Raw genomic sequence first — 19,570 nt, forward strand, 5'->3', positions numbered from 1 at the left:
CCCGCTTCGCACTTCATACAAGCCGCCTCGGCACGGAACACCAGACAAGGCATCAGCATGATCAAGGAAAAGCGTCCCGGCCACCGCGCCAAACGCACCCCGATTGTCCTCACCGCAGTCCTGGGTGTCGTCACCGCGATGGTCGGATCCACCAGCGCGCGGGCGACAGACATCCACCACAGCCTGGACTACGAGTGGCAGCCCGGATTCTCCAAAATCACCGTGGGTGACAAGACGGTCGTCCAGAACACCGGTAGCGGCACCGCCACGGCGAAGGACAAGGTCTTCCGGGACGGCACCGGGCGCGAGGTGAGCCTCCGCGGCTGGAACACCTCCGGCGAAACGAAGATCGCGGAAGCAGGATTCATACCGTTCAAGACGACCGCCGACGCGGCCGCCGCCTTCCAGCAGATGCGCAACCTCAGCGGAACCAACGTCGTCCGCTTCCTGATCTCCTGGGAAGGCGTCAATCCCCAGCCGGGCGTCATCGACCACGCCTATCTGGACAAGGTCGCCGCACAGATCAAAGAGGCCACGAGCCGCGGCCTTTACGTCCTCCTCGACTGGCATCAGGACCTGTATTCCCGGCATCTGTGGCAGAAGAACTCCTGGTATACGGGCAATGGAGCGCCCAAGTGGGCGGTCCCCTCAGGCGAGGAGTACTGCGGTGTCGTCTGTGCCCACTGGGCGCAGAATCTGCAGACCAATGACCTCATCCGGAGCGCCTACCGGAGTTTTTGGAAGAACACCCCCATCAAAGACCTCGGCGGGCCGGCCGGCTTCCCGCCCGCGGGCACCCCGCCGGAGCAGACCCGGGTCCAGGACGCCTTCCTCTGGCAGATGTCCCAGGCACTGCAGTACCTCAGCCCCCAGCTGCATGCCGAGGACCGTGACCACTTCCTCGGCGTGGACCCGTTCAACGAACCCGCCGACGGCGGCGTCGCCGGAAAGCACTGGTCGAAGTTCGACAACGACTACCTCTGGCCGTTCTACAAGCGGGTCCGCAAGGTGATGGACGATACCGGCTTCAGCACCACGCAGACTTTCGCCGAACCACTGGTCTTCTGGAATTCGCAGGCGGGCAACTTCGCCCCCGCCACCGGTGGCCATCATCTGAAGGAGAAGCCCGGCCCAGGCTTCGTCTTCAACAGCCACTTCTACGACTCCGGCCGGATGGGCCCCAACCCCGACGGAGTCGACAACAACACCTATCTGCCGCAGCTCCAGGACGTCCGTAGTGAGGCCCGGTATCTGGGCATGCCGATGTTCCTCTCCGAATACGGGATGTGGCTCAACGGCATCGGCGCCAAGGACACCGACCGCATCATCAAGGCCACCTACCAAGGTATGGAACAGAGCGACCAGTTCAAGACCGTCAACGGTCAGAACCGCATCGACCCCTACACCCCGCTGATCTCCGGTACCCAATGGCACTGGGACATCTACCACGACAAGCACCACGAAACCATGAACGGCAATCCCGACAAGGTCATCACCAAGGGCGATGCCTGGAACGACGAGAACTTCTCCGTCGTGAACAAGGGCAGCGGGCCGGTGTCCTTCACCATCGACCCGAGCAATGCGGAGCGGGTATATCCCCGTGCGGTACAGGGCGACCTGATGAACTTCACGTACAACGACATGGCCAAGGACGGCTGGAAGACGCCGCTCAACTGGTACGGGCTCGCTCCGCAGGGCACCGGCGACCACTACTTCCAGGACAAGAAGTTCGCCCTCGTCACCTGGCGGAGCCGGCACTCCTCCGCACCGACCGAAATCTATCTTCCGCCGGGGTTCGACCCCTCCTCCACCGCGGTCGTCACCGAGAAGACCACGCAGTTCGGTTTCGGGGCCCAGGGACAGTCCACGCCGAAGAGCACTCCGGACGAGGTCATGTTCACCCAGGACTCCGGATCGGACTCCTCGACCGCGCGCGGCAACCGGCTCATGGTCTGGGACGACCCCGAGACAGGCGAGACCGACGACTCGTGGCACTACGCGGTGGTCGTTGCCGACCCGAGCAGCGGCGACCGCGCCCAACTGCCGCGAATCCAGGCGCAGCTGAACCAGGCCATCCTCAAGGACCACAAGAACCCGGTCGAGTTGCTCGGCAAGCTCGACCACTGACCGCTCGTTGACGCGGGCCGCACACCGGTCGGCAGGGCCGCCCCCGGCCGACCGGGCACCGCCTGTCTCACCCTCGCCACCACCCCACCACCCCTTCAAGGAGTCCGGCCATGGAGAACGCGAGGAAGGCCGTCCTCATCGTGGCAGCCCTCGTGGGGCGGCTTCTTGGACGGAGGGTGCCGATGCATGAAGGCATGAGGGGAGAGACCTCAGGTCGCCGTCACGCGGCTCCTCGATCGCCCCGAACTCCTGGGGCCGCGTCCGGCAGTGGAGCACCCGGCGGTGAAGCACCCAGCGCTCGCAGGACACGCGCCTTTTACAAGGAACTGCCCCTCCTCATCGGTACGGCTCTGCTGCTGGCGCTCGGGACCAAGGCCTTTCTGGTGCAGGCATTCCGGATTCCCTCCGCCTCGATGCAGAACACCTTGCAAGAGGGGGACCGGGTACTGGTCGACAAACTCACCCCCTGGTTCGACGACCAGGTCAGGAGGGGCGAGGTCGTCGTCTTCCGCGACCCCGGCGGATGGCTCACCGACCACCAGGCCACCGAGTCGAACCCGATTCTCCGTGCCGCCCAACAGGCCCTCAGCTTAGTCGGCTTGGCGCCCGCGAAGGACGAGGGCGACCTGATCAAACGCGTCATCGCCGTGGGTGGCGACACCGTGGAATGCACCAAGAGTGGGCCGGTCAAGGTCAACGGCGCACCACTGCACGAACCGTACGTCTACCCGGGCGCCACCCCCTGTGGCGATGACCCTGTCGGCACGGTAAAAGTACCGAAGGGCCGGATCTGGGCGATGGGCGACCACCGCAACAACTCCTGGGACTCCCGCCACCACCAACTGCAGCAACCAGGCGGCGGATTCGTGCCCCTCGACCATGTCATCGGCCGCGCCGTCGTCATTGCCTGGCCGGTCGAACACTGGGCCGCCCTGTCCGTCCCGGACACCTTCCGGCACGGACGCCTCACAGCCCGTGCCGCAGCCGTGGCACCGATAGCAGCGGGCCTGCTCGGTGGCCTCCCACTGGTGTGGTGGAACCGCAACAGACGCCTCCGCTGCTCGACGTCTGCTGCGGGCGCGGCTACGCCTACGGGGCCCGGCGTTCCAGCGGAGTGATGCGGTTCCGGGATCGCCGGCGCTACTTCTGCCAGGCACAACTGCCCAGCGTCACCCGCCTGTCTGCGAGCATCCGGCGCGCGACCTGCGCGGGAACCATCCCACTGTGGCCGTCGCGGCAGACCACCGTACGGTCGCCGTAGCCGGCGAGATCGGCCAGGATCTGATCCCAATGCCGGTACTGCACATCGTGGCCGGAGTCGGCATAGCTGCGCACCACCGGCTTGCCCGGAAGCTGCGCCTTCCAGGTGGCGAGGGTGCTGGGCGGCACCGTGGTGTCCTTCTTACCGCTGTAGAGGTAGACCGGCGCGGTGAGGGCGGACAGATCGGGCCCGGGCCGCTTGCAGTACAGCTTCTGCTCGTGCACCTGCGGCGCCGGATCGGCCTTCTGGCCGCGCTGGTTGTACGTCCGCGCGCCGTCCTCGAAGGCGGTGTCGGCGAAGCCGGGGATCTTCTTCGTCGGACTGTCGTCCGGGAAGGCCCACCACTTGCGCGGGTCGGCGATCTGGCCCCGGAGCTCCTTGGCGAGCGCGCTGTCGGACAGCCCGCAGTAGTCGGGACGGGCGCCGTACGGCGGCAGGGCGGCCGCCAGGTGCAGCGCCCGGACCCGCGTGGGTGCCCGCGCGGCCAGCTCTGCGGCGTACGGTCCGCCGCCGGAAATGGCGACCACTGTCACCTTGCCGACGCCCAGCCGGTCCAGCACCTGCCACGCGTCCTCCGCGAAGTCGGCGGCGCCCAGCTTCGGGTCGTACTCCGTGTCACCGAAGCCGTTGCGTTCGACCGATATCAGCCGCAGTCCCAGCGATTCGCGGGTGCTGCGGAAGAAGTCCGTCATATGGGCGGCACGAGCGCTGGTGCCGGTGCCGCCGATGAACAGCACCGGGCGTCCGTTCCGCGGACCGGCGTCGGTGTAGTGCGCGGTTCGCCCCGAATCGAGCCGGGCGGCCTTGACCTGCGGGCCGAGCGAGTCGAAGTCGTCCTGGATGCGCGGCCGTTGGGCGCCCGCGGCCGGCGGTGCGGATGCCGCGGCTCCCGTCACGGATCCACCGAGCAGCATCGCGGCGAGCGCGGCGGCGGACGTGGCGAACGCGATGCGGACTGATCTCTTCACATGTACTCCCGGTCGTGCGGGGGGGGCGGCAGGACTGCCTGCACCTACCCCGAAGATCGGGAACAACGCCCGGTCCGCGCCCTTCCGAGCTTCCGCCGTCCACGAAGACTTCCATGGTGATTTTCATGATCACGACGCGCGTAGAATCCTCATGTCGTGTCCCTGCCATCACCGGGGGGAGGCAGGAACACGGCCCACCTCACGCAGCGGCCGAGCGCAGGCGGACCGCCGTGCCCAAAGCGACAGGCCGCGGATCCGCCGGTCCGGCGCGGGTGCCGGACTCCGCCCGCGGGGTCATCATGGGAACGTGATGGAACTGTTCCCGCCGATGCCGCTGGTGGAGTGGCGGGATACCAAGGAGACGCTGCACCGCTTCGTGCAGATCGTCGGCAAGATCCGCCTGGCGGCGAGCGCCCGGTCCAACCACTGGTGGAACGTCCCGTTTCATGTCACGGGGCGAGGCATCACCACGCGTCCGATGGGCCTGGTCGACGGAAATCCGATCTTCACGATCGACTTCGACTTCGTCGACCACCGGCTCGTCGTCGCGACACTGGACGGCGAAGAGCGGTCCTTCCCGCTTCCGGGCCGGTCCGTCGCATCCTTCCACGACGCGACCCTGGCCGCGCTGGCCGCCCTGGGAGTCCGGGTGGACATCGCCGTCCCCAGGCCCTTCGACCTGCCCGACGCCGGCCGGCCGTTCGCCGAGGACACCGAGCACGCGACCTACGACCCCGTGGCAGCCAACCGCTACTGGCGGGTCCTGAGCCAGGTCGCGTGCGTACTGGAGGAGTTCGCGGCGGGCTACTCGGGAAAGCGCAGTCCGGTGCACCACTTCTGGCATACCTTCGACATCGCCCACAGCCGGTTCTCCGAGCGACGGGTCGACCAGCCCCGGCAGGCCGACCCCGTTACCCGGGAGGCGTACTCCCGGGAGGTGATCAGCTTCGGCTTCTGGTTCGGCGATGACACCTTCACCGAGCCCGCCTTCTACTCCTACACCGCCCCCGAGCCCGCCGGCCTGGACGGCGAGCCGCTCAGCCCGGCGTCCGCGCAGTGGGTCACCCGCGGCGACAGCCACCTGGCCGTACTCCGCTACGAAGCGGCCCGCGCCGAGACCGATTCCCGTGCCGCCGTCCTCGCCTTCTACGAAAGCGCCTACCGGGCCGGGGCCGGACGCGCCGGATGGGACATCGCCGCGCTCGCGTGCCCCGGAGGCATCACGGACCAGGTACGGCGGATCTGACTCGCGGACCGTCCGGACCGCTCCCGGGCCGTCCGGACCCGCTCCCAGGCCGTCCGGACCGGAGAGTCCACCGCTCGAAAGCGGTCAGTGGAGCTGCCGCTCCCAGTCCCCCGGAACCTTGTCGCGGGGCCCCGGCGTGGGCTGCGAGGCCGGGTGCGCGGTGGGCGGAGGCAGCTCCGGCCCCTCGTAGTACTGATCGGTCTCGATGTTCCAGAACCAGTCCTCACCCGGTTCGAAGCTGGTCAGCAGAGGGTGGCCGGCCTCCTGTGCGTGCTGCGTGCCGTGCTGTCCGGGCGAGGAGTCGCAGCATCCGATGTGCCCGCAGGCGGCGCAGCGCCGCAGGTGGAACCACCACCCCGGCCCGTCCCCCGCCAGGCACTCCACGCACCCGGACCCGCTGGGCGTTGCGGTCGGATCGAGACCTGGGATCTGCTGGTCTGCCATGAGGGATGCCTCTCTCGTGAGAGCCGTTCAGCGGTCAGCTTTCGGTGCCGGTGCCGGTGCCGGTGTCAGTGGCAGTGTCGGTGCGTGCCAGGAGGCCCGTCAGCAGGCCCGTGGCCTGTCCGACCTCGATGAGGTAGCCGTCCGGGTCGCGCATGTAGCAGCGCAGCTCGGCGCGCCGGTCGATGGGCGGGGTGAGGAATTCGGTCCCCTTGGCGGAGGCCGCCGCGTAGAACTCCTGGATGTTCGCCACCCGCACGTTCAGGAAGCTGGAGACCGTATGCGGGTCCTCCGGTGTGCGCAGGACGACATCAGGTTTGTCGTCGGTGGGCCCGCCACCGGGATTCAGGATGATCCAGCTGTTGGCCACCTTGACGATGCAGGGGTTCTCGTCCAGCACCACCCTTCCGCCCAGCACCTCGGCGTAGAACGCCCGCGAGCGAGGGATGTCGCTGACCGTGAGGAAGTGCGTGAGCAGCAGGCCCTCGGCAGGTGCGGGAAGGTCCTCGGCTGATGCGCCTTCGGAGACGAAATCGGACATATGCCGAGCGTATGGCGCGGGCGGCCGCCCGGCATTCCCACCCGGCAGCGCCGGTCTACCGCCGACCGGTCCGCCCCCTGACCCCGCCGATCGGTCCGTGACAGCGGGGGCGGCGCCCCGCAGCTCATCCCCGTCATGGAACGTACCCGCGTCGGCTGCCTCACCTGTGGACGTCCCCGTACCTGACCGGACCGTCTCGGCGGTGACCCGGCGCACCCCTCCGGGCGCATCGCCGCTACACAGCGATCCGACTATGGGATCCGGATCCGGCTCCGGCTTCTGGCGTACCTCCATTATCCCGGTGTGTGCGGGCGTCTGTCACCGTTCTCCGGAATGATCTTTACACCCCAAATGCGCCCCTAAGGTTGCGGGCAACAAGCGCAACACACCGCCCTGACCTGGGAGTTGAGAATGGCCCACGATGTTGCCGCACTGGCGGCGGAACTCACCGACATGGCTGCGGCCGATCAACGGTCCGCAATCCGCGCGAACAACGATGACCCGGCTGAGCAGTTGGCATGGCGCCGACTGACCGCACGCCACGGTGACCGGCTCGGCGAGATCATGGACGCATACGGCTGGCCGACGGCAGACGTGGTCGGCGAGGAGGCCGCGCACGCGGCGTGGCTGATCGCCCAGCACGCCGACCGGCAGCTCGACGTTCAGCGCCGCGCCCTCCGCCTGATGCATCAGGCGGTGTCGGCAGGCGCGGCCGGCCCACGCGAGCTGGCCTTTCTGCGTGACCGCACGCTGACCAATGAGGGCCGCAAGCAGATCTACGGCACGCAGATCGCCGGCGTGAAGGACGGGGCGCCGGTGCCGTGGCCCTGCGAAGAGCCGGAGCGCATGGACGAACTCCGCGCGGAAGTCGGCATCGAGCCCTTCGACGCGTACGTTGCCAAGTTCGCGAGGGCCTGACGACCCCGTACCCGGTCGCGCCCGGCGGATCACCGTGCCCGGGAGCCCAGCAGCCGTGGGGGCAGAGATCCGCGCGCGCTGCAGGTAAGCGCTCCCCTAGAGCGACGGTGTGACCAACTCGCCCTCCCGCCCCTCGGGATCGGGTACGCGCCGCCAACGACTCCACGAAGAGCAACGCCGGGTACAGATCATCACCGCGGCCGTGGAGGAGCTCGCCGACCGAGGGTATGACGGTCTGTCGTTGACCCGCGTCGCCGCGCGGGCCGGTGTGTCCAAGGGCCTGATCTGGCACTGCTTCACCGGCAAGGACGATCTGATGGAGTCCACGGCCACAGCGACGATAACGACCATCAGAGACCAGATCGCGAACTCCCTCGACCTGACCGCGCCCGTCCCGGACATCATTCGCGCGGCCTTGCGCCGGGCCGCAGCCCTCGGCGTCACCCAGCGGGTCGAAATAACCGCGCTCAACCGCATCACGCACAACCTGCGTCACCCCGATGGCACGCTGCGCCTGACCGTAGGCACCTACGAAGAGACCTACCCAGCACAGGAGTTGCTGTTCCGGCGCGGCCAAGCCGAGGGAACCCTCGGGGGCTTCGACACCCGTGTGATGGCGATCACCTACCAAGGCGCGATCGACATGATGCTCGGATACCTCGGAGCCCACCCCCATATCGCCCCTGAGGACCACGCCGACAAACTCGCCGACATCCCGCTCGCCGGCATCCGGCGAAGCTGACGTGCGGATGGCGACCTCGGGCTGACGAGCGTGGCGCGGGGGACGCGAACCGTAAGAAGCGCGGCAGCATCGGCGGACGGCCGGTCACCCACGACGTCGAGCAGTACGAGGCGCGCAACACCGTCCAGCGAGCCATCAACAAAATCAAGGCTTGCCGTAGCCGGTGGCCTGGCCTGGCCACCCGCTACGGCAAGACACCGGCCGGCTACCTGGCGGGGCGTCAGCTGCGCCGCTCGATCATCTGGCTCCGCAGCCTCCACCCCGCCTGATCACGGCTCCTTACAGGTCCTGAACCCGGCGGCCCGTTGTGGAGGCGAAGCCCAGCCAGGTGTGGCGGTTGCCCCACCAGCACCAGCCGACCTTCGGGGCATTGCGCCGCTCGCGGCCGTCCCGCCCCGTGCCGTTGCTGATCCAGATCGCCGGGGTACGGGCGTCCAGGGCGCCGTTCGCCTTGCGCAGCCGGGAACCGATGGTCATGAAGCAGCGGTTGCGCTCCAGGATCGCCGGCTGCTGGAGCACCCAGTGGATGCCCTCGGTGAGCAGCAGCGGGGTGCGGCCCTCCTTGGTGAGGGCGGGCAGCGCCTCCTCCGGGCTCCAGTTGGCCATGTGGTCGCCACGATCGAGGTCGGTGACGAGGTAGAGGGGCGCATCGGGCAGCTCGACGGTTTCGAGCGGGGCGAAGTGGTCGACGTCGGCCATGTCGGTGACGACGAAGCCCGGCTTGCCGTCACGGCGGAGCAGCGGCGCGAGGGCGGAGGCAGGGGCTCGGTCCGGGTGAACAGCGAGCAGGGCGCCACCGCCGGCCGCAGGAATCTCGGCAGCCTCGGCGGCCTCGGCGAAGGTACGCAGCTCGGCGGCGGGCAGCCCGGCGCTCTCGTGCACGCCCAGTTCGATCAGACGCTCGGCCTGCACATTCAAGGCCGGAAGTACCGGGAGAACGGTGGAGGTGACGGGCATGCTTTCGGGCACGATGCTCCCAGGGATAGCGACGTGGACGGGCCCAGAGTGAACGAGGCGACCCGCCGGAACATTCCTGCCACTGCCGCCTCCACCCCGCCGCTCTCCCGTGATCACGACTCCGTACAGGCCCAAGGAGCGCGACGGGCTCCGCTACCGGGCCAAGCCCTCCCCCACTTCGCCGCCTTCTTCCACAACCACACCACCGACACCCGGACCAGGTACCGGCAACCTCGTCGAGCACGACAGCAGCACACCGACACCACTGCCCTCCCAGCCGTGCCCGCCATCCCTACCGGACGTGGGTCAACCAGGGCGACGCAATCCCGCGAAGGAGTGCAACGCACCGTTCGAGTGCCTGCCTGCCTCCACAGCCAAAGCCGCGCCCCCCTTCCCCTAACAAAGGGAACGTATGTCCATCAACTGCCCCCTCTTCACCCGTTACGGGGGGCAGTTCGGACCGTTCTTTAGAGCACCTGTGCCCACTCACGCCCCTTCCGGAGGAAGCATGAAAACTGCTGGCACCTACGCACATCTCCCCATCCGATTCGAACGGCGACAGCCCGCTCCCCTGGCAGCGGGCCTCCCTGGTCACGCAATTGACGCCCTCTCCCGGCTCGCTCTCCGCACTTCCCGTCCGGATTCGCGGTGGTGGGCATGAAGCTGAGGAGCCACGCGGCCCGCTTCGCCCGTGCTGTGAGGAGCGACCGCGCGAGGAAGGGCGGGCAGGCGGACGCGGGCGGCATCTCAGCGGCGGAGCGCGAGTTGTTCGGGGGACGGCTGCGCTATGACCATGCGTTCATTGAGCACGAAGGCGCGGTCGCCCGTATGCGGTTCGGGCAGATGGCCGCCGCATTGCCGCGCATGGTGGGTGTGGTGTTACGGGCCGGGTGGACCGCGGACCGACGGGCGCTGATCGGTCTGGTGGTCGCGCAGTTCGCGCAGGGGGTGACCGCCGCGCTCGGCCTGGTGGCGGTCAACGGTGTGCTCAACCAGCTGTTCGCGGACGGCCCGACCGGAGACAAGCTGCGGCAATCGCTGCCTGCGCTGCTGGTGCTGGCGGTTGTCTCCGTGGGGGCGGCCCTGCTGTCGGCCTGGTCGACAGCGATGTCCGGACGGCTGGAACCCCAGGTCGAGCGGGCGGTGACCACCCAGTACTACCGAGCCGTCGCACGCGTGGAGGTCGAGGCGACCGAACAGCCGGACGTACAGCGGCACTTGGAGGCGGGGAGGTTCGGCACCGACTCCGCCAAGCGGATGCTCGGCCTGTCCGTGGGCGTGTCCGGCGTCGTGATCGGGATGGTGGCCGCGGCCGTCGTGCTGGCCTCGCTGCACTGGGCTCTGCTTCCGATGTTGCTGGCCATCGCCCTGCCCAAGGGCTGGGGGGCCGTGCGGTCCGCCCGGCGCGAATACGTCTCGCGACTGCACTGGGTGGACCACCGCCGGGCCGTCGCCAGCCTGTTGCAGTACCTGACGATGCCGCACGCGGCGGGCGAGATCCGAGTACACGCGGCCTCCGCACTGCTGCTGCGGGGGTACGGCGAGATGTCGGGGCTGATGGAAACCGAGCAGCGTCGTCTGGCCCGTGCACAGGCTCGTACGGACCTGGTCGCCGGCGCGTTCTCCGGTGTGGCGTCCCTGGGCTGCTACGGGATGCTGTGGTGGCTGCTGACCAGCGGCGGACTGCCGCTGGCGGTGGGTGGCACCGCGGTGGTCGCGATCCGCACCTCCACCGCCCGGCTCACCTCCCTCGTCCAGCAGGTCAACCGCATGTACGAGGAGATGCTGCAGCTCGGCGACACCGAGGCGGCCACCGATCTGGCGGCGAAGCACGCCATCCCGACGACGGGTACGCCGCTCCCCGCACCGGTGCGGGCCATTGAGGTCCAGGACCTCTCCTTCACCTACCCGGGGGCGGCGGAGCCCTCGCTGTGCGAGGTGAGCGTCACCGTGCGCCGGGGCGAGGTGACGGCACTGGTGGGCACGAACGGCTCCGGCAAGACCACGCTGGCCAAGCTGCTGGCCGGACTGCTGCTGCCCGGCGACGGAGAAGTGTGGTGGGAGGGGGAGGCCGGGCACCGGGTGGAGGTACGCGAGGCCGACCGGACACAGGTCTTCGCCTCCATCGGACTGCTGGCGCAGGACTTTCCGCACTGGCAGATGACGGCCGCCGCGAACATCGCCGTCGGTGCCGGTGACCGTCCACGGGACATGACCCAGGTCAAGGCCGCCGCACACGCCGCCGACGTGGAAGAGCTGATCGACGGCTTGGAGCACGGATGGGACTCCCTCGTCTTCAAGGGCTATGAACGCGGCGTGCAGCTGTCGGGCGGGCAGTGGCAGAAGCTGGGCAACGCACGCAGCCGCTACCGCGACGCGCCGTTCCTCCTGGTGGACGAACCCACCTCCGCCCTCGACCCGCACGCCGAGATCGAAGCCTTCGAGCGCCTGCGGTCCGTGGCAGGCAACGGCACCGGGGTCGTGCTGATCACCCACCGCCTTGCCGCGACCGCCACCGCCGATCACATCTACGTCCTCGACGAGGGGCGCATCGCCGAACACGGCACGCACGACCAGCTCATGACCGCCGGAGGCGTCTACCACGGCATGTTCCAAGCGCAGGCCGCCCAGTACGGAATCGTCCTCCCCGCGACAGACGGACTCCCTACGCCGCGGCGAGGAGACACCTCTGAGCGCGAGAGAACCCTGTGAGCGCCGCTCGAAGAACCCCCGCCGAACACCGCCCCGGGCGGCTCTCCGGCGCCGAGCCCCCCGTCCTCCCCTGTCGCTACCGAGGTGATGACATGCCGCCCAGCCGCTCCCTCATCCGCAGCACCGTCGAGGCGTATCTCCCACGCCACCCGGACGAGCGTTCCGGCCCAGACGCTCTCCTGACGACTCTCGACCACCCTGCCGACCCCACCAGTCGCACTGCTCTCCCCGGCCACGTGACCTGTGGCGCCGTCCTCATCGACGACATCGGCCGGGTGCTGCACATTCATCACCGTGCCAGCGGGAAGGTCCTGGTCCCTGGCGGCCACACGGGGCCCGGCGACGAGACCCTCGCCGCGGCCGCCCTGCGCGAACTGCACGAAGAGGCCGGCATCCCGCCGCACGCCGTGTCCGCCTGGCCCGGGTACGACGGTCTGCCCTTGGACATCGACGTGCACGACATCGACACCGGTCCCGCGAAGGACGAGCCGGCCCATCACCACTACGACCTGCGCTTCCCCTTCCGGCTCGTCGAGCGGGAGGCGGCCATCTCCCTCCAGGCCGAGGAGGTCTCCGGGTGGGAATGGCGCCCACTGGACCGCGTCACCTCGCCGACGCTGCGCGAAAAGCTGCTCAAGCTCAACTCACCCGCCCCGTGGACGGACCGGTGAACGCCTCGGCACTGATCCACAACGACGCCGGACAGTACCTCCTTCACCTGCGTGATGACGTTCCCGGCATCTGGGAACCAGGAGCCTGGTCGCTCCTGGGCGGCGGCCGCGAAGCGCAGGACCGGTCGCTGGAGGAAACCGTCCGCCGGGAGCTGCGGGAAGAGGCCGGCCTCGATCTGCCGGACCTGGAACCGTTCGCCGTCGAGGAAGCACACGGCGACGACGGCGCAACCCTCTCCATCGCCATCTTCGCGGGCCGCTGGAACGGCGACCCTGCCGACCTCGCGCTGGCCGAAGGCGTGATGCTGGCGTGGTTCGCCCCGGAAGTCCTCACCCGGCTCCGGATCAGCCCCACAACCGTCGACCTGGTGAAACGCCACGCTGCACGTGCAGGCCGGGCCGCCGGCCTGGCATCAGGCGGGACTGGGCTCCTGGGGGCGCCCCGCCCGCTGACCACGCAGCCGCCGACGCCGCGCGGGACCGTCCCGAACATCATCGGCGTCCACCTCTACCTGGAGGACGCCGACGGGCGAGTGCTGCTCGGGCTGCGCCACCCCAACTCGGCCTACGCCCCCTCCATGCACCATTTCCTGGCGGGCCACTGCGAGCGCGAAAGCGCCGTGGCCTGCGTCGTGCGGGAAGCGCACGAGGAAGCCGGGCTGGTGATCGACCCCGGAGACGTCGAACTCGCCCACGTCGTCCACCTCGTGGACGCCCCCGGCGATACCCCGCGGATGCAGGTGGTCTTCCGGGCCCGGTCCTGGTCCGGCACCCCGGAGGTCCGGGAGCCCGACAAGTGCGTCGGCTGGCGCTTCTGGAATCCCGAAGACCTCCCCGAACAGGTCGTCCCTTACACCCGAGTAGCCATCAACGGCATCCGCGCCGGGCGGCTCTATACCGAACTGGGGTGGACGTGAGCCTGCAACGACCGGGTGCCCCACAGCGTCAGTGCCGCACCTGCCGTTGCGGGGTCCGGAGGGCCATCCCGAGGTCAGCAGGTGCTCGGTGCGGTCCTTCCGGCGAAGCGGTCCTTGAGCCAGGGAAGGCCCTCCGCGCTGGTGGCCTCGGTCGCGACGATGTGGCCGGGGAGATGGTTGCCGGCGAACCTCACCGTCGCGCCGCGGCGGCACCAGTCGGCAGCCAGGTTCCTGCCGACCTGTTGGGGGACGACGTCGTCCAGGGCACTGTGGGAGAGCAGGACGGGCACCACGGGCTTGCGCTTGCCGAGCTGCTGTTCGGCCACGATCTTGTCCCACGGTGCACGCTGGAGGCGCTCGGTCAGCGGGCGCCCGTCCACGGTCAGGAAACGCGAGTTCAGGAAGGGGTACTTGGCGAGGGCCTGCGTCGTGCACAGGTTGTCCCGCAGGTCGTTCGTCACCCGCTTGCCGTGGGCGGTCAGGTACGGGTCGATGTCGATGCCGTACGAGGTGGCCAGGCCGGACAGGGCGTAGTTGAAGAACGCCCCGTAGGCGGAGCCGTCCATACTGCCGGCCACCTTGTTCATGTCCGCGGGCGGAGCGCCGACGACGGCGCCCTTGATCTTCAGTTCGGGTGCGTAGACGGGGGCCAGTTCGGCGGCGGACGCCGTCGCGCCGCCGCCCTGGGAGTAGCCATAGAGCGCGACCGGGCCGGCGTCCGGGAGATCGACGGTGTCCAGGCGCTGGGCCGCGCGAACGGAGTCCAGAACGGCGCGGCCCTGCGCCTCGCGGGCCATGTAGGTATGGACTCCGGGGGTGCCCAGCCCTTGATAGTCCGTCACCACTACGGCATATCCCTGATCCAGGAGCTTCTTGATGGGCAGCGCCTCGTACTCGGTGCCTTCGGCCAACTGCCGGGAGGGGGCGCACTTGTCCGCCAGCCCCTGGGTGCCGGGGGCGAAGGCGACGATCGGGCGTTGGCCGTACGGGGAAGTCCCGGGATTCAGCACGGTGCCGGTGACGGCGATGGCTTTCCCGGAGCGGTCGGTGGTGCGGTACATGATCCGGTGCACGCTCGCGTTGACCTTGAACGCCTTGAGCGGATCCAGGTGGAACACGCCCGGCTCCGAGCTGAGCACGTCGCCGTTCCCGGCGGACAGCGCCGCCGGCCCGTGCTGCGGGCGCAAGGGGGCGGAGGCTGCGGCGTCCCCCGACGACATGGTGAAGGTGAGTGCAACGGAGGCTGCGGCAGTGAACGCTGCCACAGCACGCCCGCCCAGGGCATAGCGACCAAGCACGAGGGCTCCTCGATCAGGGAATCAGGTAGATCTACTACGTATCGGCCAGTTGGAATCCGGAACACGCGGCGCAGCGAGTTGCGTCAGCGAGGCTCCGGCCACCGGGGAGGCACGGGCGCTCAGCGGTGCGGGTAGCCGACGTCTCCGGGGAAGCTCCGGGGCGCCGCGCTAGTTCGTGTGGTTGATGACGTTGCCGTTGGAGCAGTTGTTGGCGTGGTCACCCACCCAGTCGCCGAGAACGGGCACCACAGCGACTTCCTGAAGGCACACGGCGGCGGCCGTGAAGTTCCAGTTGTTGGCGGCGTCGATGCCGCCACTGAAGGAGGAGTCGTTGGCGGCGTGCGCCGGCGCGGCGAGACCCACACCGGCAAGGCCCAGCGCGGTGATAGCGATGATCTTCTTCATGTCCGTTGCAACGAGGGCAACGGGCCCAGGACACGACCCGATGATGTGCGGCTTCGCCACTCAGCCGCCACTGCTCACCTCCGCTCCCGCACCGGTGCACTTCAAGGGTTCGCGAACAGATACTTCACCGTTGCTCGCGCCCTCCTACCCGAAGTGGGCGGTGTGGCGGTCCAAGTGAGCGGCCGCCAGTTCCGCGAGGGCTGGTCCGCTGGCCTCGTACGCCAGCGGGGCGAGGTCCGGTGGCGGGACGTACCCCTCCGGCATGGCCGCGTACGCGCGGTCCATCACGTCCCTGTAGGCATCAGTCAGCATCTGGGGCCAGGCCCCGGTCAGGGGTGGACGCATCCGGGTTTCGGCCGCGAGTGCCGCATGGTGCGCTGCGGCCTCGGCAACCGCCTCTTCGGGGGCGAGGTCCGCGATCAGCGGCCGGCATGGGGCGAACGCCGCGAGCGGCCCGGGCAACGCGGCGGCGGTGCCGACGGGGGCAAGGAGGGCGTGGGTCAGGGCGGCGGCGATGAGAGGGGAGGTGTGGAGGCCGTCGCGGTGCGTGCCCGAAGCCACCCACAGGCCCTCTTTGGGGGTGGGGCCGATGACGGGGTGCCCGTCGAGGGCGATGGGCCGGTTGCCGTGGTGCGTGTGCACGACTGCGGCTGTGGCCAGGTGGTGGTCGAGCTGGCCGAGGGCGGCATCGAGGAGGGAGCGCAGGGCTCCGGCCGTGGAATGGGGTGTGGGGACCAGGCAGGGTTGGGCGCTGGCGCCGACGTAGCGGGACCCGTCTGCCTGCGGGACGGTGTGCAGGCCGCAGGCGTAGGCGCGGTTGGGAGTGCGGATCACGGCGGGAAGCGGCTGCTGCCCAGTGACGGTGAGGGCGGTGCCTGCCGCGGCAAGGACCGGTACGACGGGCAGATGGGGGTCCAAGGCTTCGAGAATCTGGGTGGTCCAGGCCCCGGCCGCCACCACCACGCGCGGGGCACGGAAGACGCCGGCGGGAGTGTCGAGGAAGTAGCCGCCGGCGGGTGGGGCGGTGAGGGTGCCGGCTGGTGTACGGATCACGTTCGGCAGGGTTTCCAGGGCGGCGTCCAGGGTCGCCAGCCAGGCCCGGGCGTCGAGAAAGCCTTCCTCGGGCAGGTACCAGGCGCGCAGGGCGCGGTCGTTGTCCAGCGGGTAGTAACCGGGAACGTCCGCGGGATCGGTTTCCTGGCATCCCAGCCCGTACGCGACCGCGGCCTGGGCGATGGCGGTGTGAGAAGCGTCGTCCAGACGCGAGGAAACCGCGTTCAAGATGACGAACGTCCCCGTGCCGTACCCGTCCACCGGCGGGGCACCAGCGCCCGCGCGGGCGCGTACCCGCTCCCGCCAGGCCGGCCACCGCGCGGCTGCCGTGACCGCGAGTTCGGTACGCAGCCGCCCGTGCCGAGTCCGCGCGGCCTGCGCGGTGACCTCGCCCAGAGCGCCGAGCATCGCGCCGGCCGCATACGACGCCGCCGTACCGCCGGTGTCGCCGGCCAGCACCACCCGCAGGGTGGGCTCCGCCGAAGCCAACGCGAAAGCGATCGAACGGCCCACCGCCCCGGCACCGATCAGCAGCACGTCCACACCTTGCACCGCCACGACCACTCCCCCTGCTCAACGGGCCCCGGTCCTCCGGCGATCGCACTTCCCACCTGGCTGCCCCCCACCATCCAGCCACTCCCCCACGGCTACGATCAAGGCCACTCCCGGCCGGCTCCGGGGAGACCCCAAAGCCCGTTCTCCGTCCCGTTCTCGTCCTCGTACCAGAGGTCTTGGGTCACCGCTTCTCGTCGGTGCTGATCGGAGCCGACCGGATCGTGCTCGGGATCGTGGCCGACGACGCAGGCACCTTCCTGCCCTGACGGCGGGAAGTAGGCGTAGTTCCAGCGGGCCTCCCACGGCTCCGCCCCGTTCTCCTCCGCGAGCAGCCGGACCACCCCGGTCTCGGTGTTGCGGGCGATCGCGAGGTACGGGAACCTCGGGTCCTGGTCGACGCTGCCGATCCGGAACGTGACCGCGTAGATACATGATTGAGCGCCGACTGCGCACTCTCCCGGGCGGGGGCCTCGGTGTGTGCTGCCGAGTCAGGTGGTGGGGGTGGGGCCGGGGGGCAATTGGACGGTCATGAGGAGGTGGCAGGTCTCGGTGCCGGTGCCGCGGTAGGTGTGGGGGGCGTCGCCGTCGAAGGTGGCGGTCTGCCCGGCCTCCACCGCGTATTCGGTGCCGGCGACGATCAGGATCATCTGCCCCGAGGTGACGGAGAGGGTCTCGACGACGCCCGCTTGGTGGGGGTGGCTGGGGTATTCGTCGCCCGGTTCCAGTCGCCAGCGCCAGACCTCGGTGGGTGCCGGGCCGGTGGTCGTCAGCATCAGCCGGGCCTCACTGCCGTGCTGTCCGTGCCACAGCGGTGTGACGGCGTCGGTGGACACGACGCGCACGCGCTTCTCGGGCCGCGCTTCCGTCAGCGCGGAGACCGAGACGCCGAGAGTGTCGGCCAGCCGGATCAGCGTGGCGAAGTTCGGGTTTCCCGTGGCCCTCTCCAGCGCGACCAGGGCGCCCTTGCTGACGCCCGCGCGCCGTCCGAGCTCGTCCAGGGACAGGCCGGTGCGGGTACGGGCCGCCCTGACGTTGTGCGCGAGCGTCCGCAGTGCTGCCTCGGTCTCAGCCATACGTCAACCCATCCTGTGGAGCGGGTCCCTTACCGGACCTCGCCAGATCGTCTAAGGGAGCGCCGGTCGTTACGTTGTACGGTTTGGTCGTTCCATTGCAATCCTAAGGGGTGTACGTACCGTGATCGCCTTGCTGCTGGCCCTGGGCAGCTCCCTCGCCTACGGGTGCGCCGACTTTCTCGGCGGCCTCGGTGCCCGCAAGGCCCATGTCCTGCGCACCGTGATGATCGCCGCCCCTGCCTCCCTGATGGTCGAGCTGCTGCTGTGGCCGTTCCTCGGTGCCTCCTTCAGCACCCAGACCCTCCTGTGGGGCGCTGCCTCCGGCGTGGCGTCGGCCCTCGCGTTCGCCCTGCTCTACAAGACCCTGGCCATCGGCCCGATGAACGCGCTCTCCCCGGTGACCGCACTGGTCTCCGCCATGCTGCCGGTCGGCGTGGGCTTGATGCAGGGCGAGCGCCTGGGCGTGACGGGACTGGTGGGCCTGCCGCTCGCGCTGGTGTCGGTCGTTCTGATCAGCGCAGGCCACGGCGCTGGAGCGGCCGGCCCGTCGCGGACCGCGCTGCTGCTGGCCTTCGGCGCCGGCGCGGCCATCGCTCTCCAGCTGATCTTCCTGGACCAGGCGCCGTCCGACAGTGGTGTCGGCCCGCTGATCGTCGGCCGGACGGTCTCCTCGGCCGCCACTCTGGCCGCGGCCGGACTCATGTATCGCCATCTGGGATCCGAGAAGCCGGCGTACGCGATGTCGGCCGGCGCCGGCGTGCTGGACTCGGTGGCCAACCTGCTGTTCCTGCTCGCCGTCCGCAGCGGTGACCTCGCCATCGTCGCCGTGATCACCGCTCTCTACCCGGCGGGGACGGTCCTGCTCGCCCGCAAGGTGCTCGCCGAACGCATCCACCGAAGTCAGCTCATCGGCCTCGGCGCCGCCGCTGTCGCGGTCAGCCTTCTCGCCCTGACCTGAAGGACCTCAGCGAAGTCGGCGCGCGCGCAGCACCACGTCGTCGGTATGGTGCGCGCCGGCGCCGCCGTCGGGTGCCACGCGAGGCCGCTGCTCGTCCACCTCCACCTCCCAGTCGTCGTTGAGGAGAGCGGTGACCATCGAGGGCCAGACGTAGTCGGCCGGGTCGAATCCGCTGTCGTGCGCGTGCTCGGTATCCATTCCCGCGTGATGTACGAGCAGCAGTACGCCGCCAGGCGCGACCGCGGAGAGGAGCGCTTGCTCGGCTGCGGCGTCGGGGGTGCGCAGCAGGGCTGGGTACTGGGCGGAGACCAGGTCGAAGGAGGCCGGCGGGAGGGCCGCCTCCGTCAGTGCGGCGTGTACCCAGCGAACGGTCAGGCCGGCGTCCCGCGCGTGCCCCGCCGCCCGCTCCAGTGCCACGCCCGAGACCTCGAGCGCGGTCACGTCCCAGCCCCCGCGTGCGAGCCAGACGGCGTCCGCGCCCTCGCCACAGCCGACGTCGAGCACCCGCCCGGGTGTCAGCCCGGCGACCTCGGCCACGAGCGCACCGTTGGGGCTGCCGCTCCACAGCTGTTGTCGGTCGGCGTATCGGTTGTCCCACTCCGCCCTCACCGCGGGGTCCCCGACGTATCCGTCGGCGGGTGAGGGGGTGTCGGCTGCGGGCGATCCTGCTGCGATGTGTTCGGCCATGGCCCCAAGGTCGCCCATCGTGTCCCCGTCACGCCATTCC

18 protein-coding genes are annotated in these 19,570 nt (G+C 69.6%); 9 read left to right on the forward strand and 9 right to left on the reverse strand.

Annotated elements, in window-relative coordinates:
- Positions 1-57 precede the first annotated feature (57 nt).
- Positions 58-2,127 carry a cellulase family glycosylhydrolase gene (locus tag ACIRQ7_RS30760; protein ID WP_404265890.1) on the forward strand — a complete coding sequence of 690 codons (2,070 nt, stop codon included), beginning with the start codon at positions 58-60 and terminating at the stop codon, positions 2,125-2,127.
- 194 nt (positions 2,128-2,321) lie between these two features.
- Complete coding sequence (lepB, locus tag ACIRQ7_RS30765) at positions 2,322-3,245, forward strand: signal peptidase I (protein WP_404266113.1); 924 nt, start codon at positions 2,322-2,324, stop codon at positions 3,243-3,245.
- Positions 3,246-3,267: 22 nt separating this feature from the next.
- Here lepB and ACIRQ7_RS30770 read toward each other — a convergent pair whose 3' ends face one another.
- On the reverse strand, positions 3,268-4,356 hold the full coding sequence (locus tag ACIRQ7_RS30770) for an alpha/beta fold hydrolase (RefSeq protein WP_404265891.1): 1,089 nt from the start codon (positions 4,354-4,356) through the stop codon (positions 3,268-3,270).
- Between the two features lie 310 nt (positions 4,357-4,666).
- On the opposite strand from ACIRQ7_RS30770, the gene ACIRQ7_RS30775 reads away from it, so the two are divergent.
- On the forward strand, positions 4,667-5,602 hold the full coding sequence (locus tag ACIRQ7_RS30775) for a DUF5996 family protein (RefSeq protein WP_404266114.1): 936 nt from the start codon (positions 4,667-4,669) through the stop codon (positions 5,600-5,602).
- Positions 5,603-5,686: 84 nt separating this feature from the next.
- On the opposite strand, the gene ACIRQ7_RS30780 is transcribed toward ACIRQ7_RS30775, so the two are convergent.
- Together ACIRQ7_RS30780 and ACIRQ7_RS30785 are read right to left on the reverse strand one after the other, a co-directional pair.
- Entirely contained in the window at positions 5,687-6,046 is a 360-nt protein-coding gene (locus ACIRQ7_RS30780) for a UBP-type zinc finger domain-containing protein (protein WP_404265892.1), read from the reverse strand.
- A 34-nt stretch (positions 6,047-6,080) separates the two neighbouring features.
- Positions 6,081-6,584: a VOC family protein gene (locus tag ACIRQ7_RS30785; RefSeq protein ID WP_404265893.1), complete on the reverse strand. Its 504-nt coding sequence runs from the start codon at positions 6,582-6,584 to the stop codon at positions 6,081-6,083.
- A gap of 411 nt (positions 6,585-6,995) precedes the next feature.
- On the opposite strand from ACIRQ7_RS30785, the gene ACIRQ7_RS30790 reads away from it, so the two are divergent.
- Together ACIRQ7_RS30790 and ACIRQ7_RS30795 are read left to right on the forward strand one after the other, a co-directional pair.
- Entirely contained in the window at positions 6,996-7,502 is a 507-nt protein-coding gene (locus ACIRQ7_RS30790; protein WP_404265894.1) for a DUF6624 domain-containing protein, read from the forward strand.
- A 109-nt stretch (positions 7,503-7,611) separates the two neighbouring features.
- A complete protein-coding gene (locus ACIRQ7_RS30795; protein WP_404265895.1) occupies positions 7,612-8,244 on the forward strand; it encodes a TetR/AcrR family transcriptional regulator in 633 nt (210 codons plus the stop codon).
- Between the two features lie 279 nt (positions 8,245-8,523).
- On the opposite strand, the gene ACIRQ7_RS30800 is transcribed toward ACIRQ7_RS30795, so the two are convergent.
- Complete coding sequence (locus tag ACIRQ7_RS30800; protein ID WP_404266115.1) at positions 8,524-9,201, reverse strand: DUF5701 family protein; 678 nt, start codon at positions 9,199-9,201, stop codon at positions 8,524-8,526.
- A 657-nt stretch (positions 9,202-9,858) separates the two neighbouring features.
- Here ACIRQ7_RS30800 and ACIRQ7_RS30805 point away from each other — a divergent pair.
- The 3 genes from ACIRQ7_RS30805 (at position 9,859) to ACIRQ7_RS30815 (ending at position 13,501) form a co-directional block, all read left to right on the forward strand.
- The gene (locus ACIRQ7_RS30805; protein ID WP_404265896.1) at positions 9,859-11,913 is read left to right on the forward strand and encodes an ATP-binding cassette domain-containing protein; all 2,055 of its coding nucleotides are present in this window, start codon (positions 9,859-9,861) and stop codon (positions 11,911-11,913) included.
- A gap of 92 nt (positions 11,914-12,005) precedes the next feature.
- Entirely contained in the window at positions 12,006-12,584 is a 579-nt protein-coding gene (locus tag ACIRQ7_RS30810; protein WP_404265897.1) for an NUDIX hydrolase, read from the forward strand.
- Positions 12,581-13,501: an NUDIX domain-containing protein gene (locus tag ACIRQ7_RS30815; protein ID WP_404265898.1), complete on the forward strand. Its 921-nt coding sequence runs from the start codon at positions 12,581-12,583 to the stop codon at positions 13,499-13,501. Before ACIRQ7_RS30810 ends, ACIRQ7_RS30815 begins: the two co-directional genes overlap by 4 nt.
- A 74-nt stretch (positions 13,502-13,575) precedes the next feature.
- Here ACIRQ7_RS30815 and ACIRQ7_RS30820 read toward each other — a convergent pair whose 3' ends face one another.
- From ACIRQ7_RS30820 to ACIRQ7_RS30835, 4 genes are all read right to left on the reverse strand, one after another.
- Positions 13,576-14,688, reverse strand: a complete 1,113-nt coding sequence (locus ACIRQ7_RS30820; protein ID WP_404265899.1) for an alpha/beta fold hydrolase — start codon at positions 14,686-14,688, stop codon at positions 13,576-13,578.
- A 279-nt stretch (positions 14,689-14,967) separates the two neighbouring features.
- On the reverse strand, positions 14,968-15,204 hold the full coding sequence (locus ACIRQ7_RS30825) for a hypothetical protein (protein WP_404265900.1): 237 nt from the start codon (positions 15,202-15,204) through the stop codon (positions 14,968-14,970).
- A 144-nt stretch (positions 15,205-15,348) separates the two neighbouring features.
- Positions 15,349-16,815: an NAD(P)/FAD-dependent oxidoreductase gene (locus tag ACIRQ7_RS30830; RefSeq protein ID WP_404265901.1), complete on the reverse strand. Its 1,467-nt coding sequence runs from the start codon at positions 16,813-16,815 to the stop codon at positions 15,349-15,351.
- 485 nt (positions 16,816-17,300) lie between these two features.
- A complete protein-coding gene (locus tag ACIRQ7_RS30835; protein ID WP_404265902.1) occupies positions 17,301-17,885 on the reverse strand; it encodes a helix-turn-helix domain-containing protein in 585 nt (194 codons plus the stop codon).
- A 121-nt stretch (positions 17,886-18,006) separates the two neighbouring features.
- Between ACIRQ7_RS30835 and ACIRQ7_RS30840 the strand changes: the two genes are divergently transcribed.
- The gene (locus ACIRQ7_RS30840; RefSeq protein ID WP_404265903.1) at positions 18,007-18,843 is read left to right on the forward strand and encodes an EamA family transporter; all 837 of its coding nucleotides are present in this window, start codon (positions 18,007-18,009) and stop codon (positions 18,841-18,843) included.
- A 6-nt stretch (positions 18,844-18,849) separates the two neighbouring features.
- Here ACIRQ7_RS30840 and ACIRQ7_RS30845 read toward each other — a convergent pair whose 3' ends face one another.
- Positions 18,850-19,530 (reverse strand): class I SAM-dependent methyltransferase, encoded by a 681-nt coding sequence (locus ACIRQ7_RS30845; protein ID WP_404265904.1) that lies wholly within the window; start codon positions 19,528-19,530, stop codon positions 18,850-18,852.
- Positions 19,531-19,570: the final 40 nt, after the last annotated feature.

Source organism: Streptomyces sp. NPDC101393 (assembly GCF_044767385.1).
In the GTDB taxonomy this organism is placed as follows: domain Bacteria; phylum Actinomycetota; class Actinomycetes; order Streptomycetales; family Streptomycetaceae; genus Streptomyces.

Excerpts from the sequence above, each read along its gene's own strand:
- ACIRQ7_RS30760 (WP_404265890.1), top strand. The coding sequence starts at position 58 with ATGATCAAGGAAAAGCGTCCCGGCCACCGCGCCAAACGCACCCCGATT.
- lepB (WP_404266113.1), top strand. The coding sequence starts at position 2,322 with ATGAGGGGAGAGACCTCAGGTCGCCGTCACGCGGCTCCTCGATCGCCC.
- ACIRQ7_RS30775 (WP_404266114.1), top strand. The coding sequence starts at position 4,667 with ATGGAACTGTTCCCGCCGATGCCGCTGGTGGAGTGGCGGGATACCAAG.
- ACIRQ7_RS30780 (WP_404265892.1), bottom strand. The coding sequence starts at position 6,046 with ATGGCAGACCAGCAGATCCCAGGTCTCGATCCGACCGCAACGCCCAGC.
- ACIRQ7_RS30785 (WP_404265893.1), bottom strand. The coding sequence starts at position 6,584 with ATGTCCGATTTCGTCTCCGAAGGCGCATCAGCCGAGGACCTTCCCGCA.
- ACIRQ7_RS30790 (WP_404265894.1), top strand. The coding sequence starts at position 6,996 with ATGGCCCACGATGTTGCCGCACTGGCGGCGGAACTCACCGACATGGCT.
- ACIRQ7_RS30800 (WP_404266115.1), bottom strand. The coding sequence starts at position 9,201 with ATGCCCGTCACCTCCACCGTTCTCCCGGTACTTCCGGCCTTGAATGTG.
- ACIRQ7_RS30805 (WP_404265896.1), top strand. The coding sequence starts at position 9,859 with ATGAAGCTGAGGAGCCACGCGGCCCGCTTCGCCCGTGCTGTGAGGAGC.
- ACIRQ7_RS30810 (WP_404265897.1), top strand. The coding sequence starts at position 12,006 with ATGCCGCCCAGCCGCTCCCTCATCCGCAGCACCGTCGAGGCGTATCTC.
- ACIRQ7_RS30825 (WP_404265900.1), bottom strand. The coding sequence starts at position 15,204 with ATGAAGAAGATCATCGCTATCACCGCGCTGGGCCTTGCCGGTGTGGGT.
- ACIRQ7_RS30835 (WP_404265902.1), bottom strand. The coding sequence starts at position 17,885 with ATGGCTGAGACCGAGGCAGCACTGCGGACGCTCGCGCACAACGTCAGG.
- ACIRQ7_RS30845 (WP_404265904.1), bottom strand. The coding sequence starts at position 19,530 with ATGGCCGAACACATCGCAGCAGGATCGCCCGCAGCCGACACCCCCTCA.